Below are 4,996 nucleotides of genomic sequence, written 5' to 3'. Positions count from 1 at the left end.
CCATCTACGACCTGCGCCCCTTCCCGCGTCCGGGCGACGTGGACACCGTGGCCGAACCCACGCTGCTGCACTTCGTCGACGACAAGGGCGACGAGAACTGGCCCGAGGTGCTCGGCGCCACCGACCTGCGCGCCGTGACCCGCTGGATGGACGAGGAGAAGTTCATCAACTCCCTGTCCATCGCCTACCGCTACGACGGCCTCAACTACGGCGACCGCGCCCACACCGGCGGCCTGAGCTTCATCTTCCCGCTGCTGGTGGTGAAGAACGTCTCGGACCCCATCGCCGGCGGCTGGTTCGTCAACCGCATCTACCTGAAGGACAAGAAGCTGCGCGACATCTCGTGGAACCTCATGTACACCACGAGCGCCTCGCGCTGGGTCGACGGCTACTTCGCCTTCGGCTGGGAGTGGGACGACGACGAGTTCGGCGACACCCACAACGACGTGATGACCGAGACGGGCGTGAAGTTCCGTCTGAACATGGCCCACACGCCGCTGAAGTTCCTGACCAAGCTCGGGACCGACTTCTGGGGCGTGCGCGTGGGCGTCAAGAACAAGGGCCTCTGGAACTGGGACTCGATCGGCTACGCGGTCGAAGTCGGCGCGGGAGTGTGGTAGCCATGAAGAGAATCGCGATCCTAGTCTGTTTCGCCCTGGCCGTCGCCGCGGGTGCGGACGCCCGGGCGGCCGGACACGGCCTCGACCAGGGCGCCGAGCGGCACCTCGACGGGCACGGGTTCCTGCCGTCGTTCTACGTCAACGACCCCTGGACGGCGACCACGTTCCAGAGCATCGTCGGCGGCGGCGTGGCCCTGGGCCTCGAGACGCCGTTCCTCGACCCGGACGGGGAGGTGCTGTACACCCTTGAAGGCGATGTCTTCTACGTGAGCCTGGGCTTCGGCTTCCAGCAGCGGCTGGGCGAGACCTGGGCGGTGGGCATGACCTACGCCGGCGTCGTGCGCACGGGCATCAACGCCGCCACCCTCGTCACCGAAGGGGCCAACGTCGACCGCAACGCGAACCTGTGGGTGAAGAAGCGCCTGCTCCGTTCGCAGGCGAGCCAGCTCTCCGTCGGCATCGACTGGGAGTACCGCAAGACGTTCCTCATCTCGCCCTACGACTTCGTGGTCGAGTCGATCGACAGCGGCGAGATCGTCGAGGCCGACCTGCTGGAAAGCGTCAAGAACTGGACCGCCCGCCTGACCGTCGACTACGCCCACGCCTTCTCGCCGGCGTTCGGCCTGCGGGCCAACGCGGCGATCGGGCTCTACGAGGATCCCGACGCCCGGGGCGTCTCGAAGGCCACCCATCGGGCCGGTGTGATGCTCGAGTACGACCTGGCCCCGGGCCGCAGCATTCCCGTCGGCTTCACGCTGGGCTACACCAAGGGCTTCCCCGAGGACGACCCGGGCGCGGGGCTCGCCGGCGTCCTGGTCGGCATCTGGTACACCGGACGCGAGGCCTTCACCATCGGCGCCGAGACGGGCTTCATGCAGCTGCCCGCCGAGGGCGACGCCGAGAAGCTCGACGCGCTGCTGGGCCTGCTGACGATCCGCTACTACTTCTGACCGGTTTCCGGCCGGAATCCGGTGTTTTCACGCGGCCGGGGGTTGTCTTCACCCCCGGCCGCGCTATCTTAGCCGGAACAGTTTCGGGGCCCGACCGCGCGGCCCGGCGCCCCCCACCCCCGCGAAATCCAGGCAAGGAGTTCCGCAATGGCCAAGTACAAGATCGGTTGGATGCCCGGCGACGGCGTCGGCGTGGACGTGATGGACGCGACCCGCGTGGTCCTGGACAAGCTCGGCTTCGACGCCGAGTACGTGCACGGCGACATCGGCTGGGAGTTCTGGAAGACCGAGGCCAACCCGCTGCCCGATCGCACCATCGAGATGCTGCGCAACGTCGACGCCGCGCTCTTCGGCGCCATCACCAGCCTGCCGAAGGAGGAGGCCGAGGCCGCGCTGGTTCCCGAACTGAAGGGCACGGGCAAGGTGTACCGCAGCCCCATCGTGCGGCTGCGCCAGACCTTCGACCTGAGCACCAACCTGCGCCCGTGCAAGGCGTATCCGGGCAACCCGCTGAACTTCAAGGACGGCCTCGACCTCGTCGTGTTCCGCCAGAACACCGAGGGCCTGTACATGGGCGTCGAGTACCACCCGCTGCCGCAGGACGTGCGCGACAAGCTCACCGAGACCCACCCCGCGCAGATGAGCCGCATGGACGGCGTGCCCAACGAGGACATCGCCATCTCCACGCGCATCTTCACGCGCAAGGGCTGCCAGGACATCATCCGCGACGCCTTCGAGTACGCGCAGAAGTTCGGCTACAAGACGGTCACCGTGGTCGAGAAGCCCAACGTGGTGCGCGAGACGAGCGGCCTGATGGTGCGCGAGGCCCGCAAGATCGCCAAGGACTACCCCGGCATCGAGCTGTGGGAGACCAACATCGACGCCATGTGCATGTGGCTGGTGAAGAACCCGCAGGACTACGGCGTGCTCGTGGCCAGCAACATGTTCGGCGACATCATCAGCGACCTGTGCGCGCAGCTCGTGGGCGGCCTCGGCTTCGCCTGCAGCGGCAACATCGGCAAGGAAGTGGCCGTGTTCGAGCCGAGCCACGGCTCGGCCCCCAAGTATGTGGGCATGAACAAGGTGAACCCCATCGCCATGATCCTCTCGGCCAAGATGATGCTCGACCACCTGGGCGAGCTCGACATGGCGAAGCGGCTCGAGGACGCCGTGGCGGCGGTCATCGCCGAGGGCAAGGTCCGCACCTACGACATGGGCGGCGCCAACACCACGACCGAGATGGCCGAAGCCATCGCGGCGCGCTGCTGAGCCCACCGTTCCCCACGCGTCCGGACGACGGCGCCCCCGCCATGCGGCGGGGGCGCCTTTTTCTGGTCGGCATCGGGGAACGCGGGGCGCACCGCGGCGGGGACCTCAGGCCTCGCCGGCGTCCTCGCGCAGCGCGGCGGGCTCCGGTCCCGCGAGGGTGAGCGGCCCCATGGCGGCGAGCTGACGACTGAAGTCGGACAGCAGGGCGTCGAGGGTGTCGGTGGTTCCCTCGAGGATCCACTCCTCGCGCAGCCGGTCGGTGGCCAGGCCGAGATTCTTCATCAGGACCTGGTTGCGGTACAGGTCGCGCAGCACCGTCAGGTCGTTCGCGCTGGCGGGGCAGTTGCGCACCAGGCAGCCGCAGATGAGCACGCCGTCGGCGCCGCCGCGGAAGCCGTGCACGATGTCGTCGGGCGTCACCTCGCGGGCGCAGCTGAAGTGCACCGTGGTGACGACCGCGGGCACGTCGCCCACCCGGAACGACGACGACGGCGCCTCGGCGCCGCCGCACTGGGAACAGAAAAAGACCAGGATCCTGGGTCGGTGGCGAGGGGTCTGCGGCGCGGACGTCATGGCCTCGGGTCTCTCCGGATGGTCGGTGCTCATCAAAATCCTATTTAAGTGCGAGGGCATTGTCAATTTATTTGTTAAAACTTTGTCATTGATCTCTCAGACGAATGGGAGACAAGAGTTAACGGCTCTTTTTCCAAATGGTGACATGGGCCGGATCGCGACTTGTCCGCGCTCCGGGCGGTTGCTAGCATGGCGGCGACGTTCGTCCGCCCCAACCGAGGATGCCATGGCCGCCGACACCCGATTCCTCAAGGACGCCCGCGGCCTGCCCGTGCCCGCCGGACCCTACCGACGGGTCGTGTCCCTCGTGCCCAGCCTGACCGACACCGTCTTCGGCCTCGGCGCCGGCGAGCGCCTCGTCGGGCGCACCATCTACTGCGCCGAACCCCGCGGCCGGGTGCGCGGCGTGCCGACGTTCGGGGGCACCAAGAATCCGGACGTCGCCGGCATCATCGCCGCCGCGCCCGATCTGGTGCTCGTGTGCGAGGAGGAGAACCGGCGCGAGGACGTGGCCGCCCTCGAGGCCGCCGGCCTGAAGACCTTCGTGGTGATGCCGCGCTCCCTCGACGACGTCGCCCAGCTGCTGGTGGACTACGGCGCCCTGCTCGACGCCGGACCGGCGGCCGGACGCGCCCTGTCCGACCTGACCGCCGCCCGCCTGGCGGCCGGCAAGTCGCGCACCGCCCGCGACGAACCGCCGGGCGTGGCCGTGCTCATCTGGAAGAAGCCCTGGATGGCCGTGGGCGGCGGCAACCACATCAACGCCATGCTCGGCGAGCTGGGCCTGCGCAACGTGTGCGGCGACCGCAAGGGCTACCCCGCCCTCACCCTCGAGAGCCTGGCCGTCCTCGCCCCCGACCTGGTGCTCCTGCCCGACGAACCCTTCCCGTTCACCCACCACGACAGCTGGTCGCTGGCCGCCGCTGACGTGGTGGCCTCGCGGCGCCAGGCTGTGCTCCTCGACGGCAAGCTGCTGTCGTGGTACGGCACGCGCACGGCGCGCAGCCTGCGCACGCTCGTGAACCTGCTCGACGGCATCGCGAAGGGGCGCAACCGCTGACGGCTGCGCCCCTTGGGCCGGATCGTGTCCCTTCCGGTCAGGGCTTGTAGTACTTCAGGGCCTCGGCCATGTGCTCGTTGAGCTGGCGCACCCGCGTCTCGTCCGAGGGGTGGGTGCTCATGAACTCCGGCGGCGCGCCGCCGCCGCCCGCCGCCATCCGCTCCCAGAACTTCGGCGCCTGGCGCGGGTCGTAGCCGGCCATGGCCATGAAGATCAGGCCCATGTGGTCGGCCTCGGACTCGTGCTTGCGGCTGTAGGGCAGCATGGCGCCGTACTGGGCGCCCACGGCGAAGGCCGACATGTAGATGGCCTTGGTCTCCTCGGGCTGGTTCTTGACCGCCTCGTTGAGCGCCACGCCGCCCATCTGCATGGCCATCTGGTGGCTCATGCGCTCGCTGCCGTGCTTGGCGATGGCGTGGGCCACCTCGTGCCCCATGACCACGGCCACGCCGGCGTCGTCGCGGCAGACGGGCAGGATGCCGGTGTAGAAGGCGACCTTGCCGCCGGGCATGCACCAGGCGTTG

At 68.7% G+C, this 4,996-nt stretch carries 6 protein-coding genes; 4 read left to right on the top strand and 2 right to left on the bottom strand.

Annotation, left to right across the window (positions count from 1 at the left end; genetic code table 11):
* The 3 genes from KDM41_13760 to KDM41_13750 all read left to right on the top strand — a co-directional run.
* Positions 1 to 620: hypothetical protein (locus KDM41_13760; protein MCB1184490.1), on the top strand; the 620-nt coding region annotated here is incomplete at its 5' end.
* A 2-nt stretch (positions 621 to 622) separates the two neighbouring features.
* Positions 623 to 1,570, top strand: a complete 948-nt coding sequence (locus tag KDM41_13755) for a hypothetical protein (GenBank protein MCB1184489.1) — start codon at positions 623 to 625, stop codon at positions 1,568 to 1,570.
* Between the two features lie 147 nt (positions 1,571 to 1,717).
* Positions 1,718 to 2,839 carry an isocitrate/isopropylmalate dehydrogenase family protein gene (locus tag KDM41_13750; protein ID MCB1184488.1) on the top strand — a complete coding sequence of 374 codons (1,122 nt, stop codon included), beginning with the start codon at positions 1,718 to 1,720 and terminating at the stop codon, positions 2,837 to 2,839.
* Between the two features lie 105 nt (positions 2,840 to 2,944).
* Here KDM41_13750 and KDM41_13745 read toward each other — a convergent pair whose 3' ends face one another.
* Positions 2,945 to 3,445: a hydrogenase iron-sulfur subunit gene (locus tag KDM41_13745; protein ID MCB1184487.1), complete on the bottom strand. Its 501-nt coding sequence runs from the start codon at positions 3,443 to 3,445 to the stop codon at positions 2,945 to 2,947.
* A gap of 193 nt (positions 3,446 to 3,638) precedes the next feature.
* On the opposite strand from KDM41_13745, the gene KDM41_13740 reads away from it, so the two are divergent.
* On the top strand, positions 3,639 to 4,472 hold the full coding sequence (locus tag KDM41_13740) for an ABC transporter substrate-binding protein (protein ID MCB1184486.1): 834 nt from the start codon (positions 3,639 to 3,641) through the stop codon (positions 4,470 to 4,472).
* A 37-nt stretch (positions 4,473 to 4,509) separates the two neighbouring features.
* Here KDM41_13740 and KDM41_13735 read toward each other — a convergent pair.
* Positions 4,510 to 4,996, bottom strand: a 487-nt coding sequence (locus KDM41_13735) for a M48 family metallopeptidase (protein MCB1184485.1), incomplete at its 5' end; no start/stop codon positions are given.

It is taken from the genome of bacterium (genome assembly GCA_020440705.1).
Classification (GTDB): domain Bacteria; phylum Krumholzibacteriota; class Krumholzibacteriia; order LZORAL124-64-63; family LZORAL124-64-63; genus JAGRNP01.
This window is presented reverse-complemented; position numbering and strand designations above follow the sequence as displayed.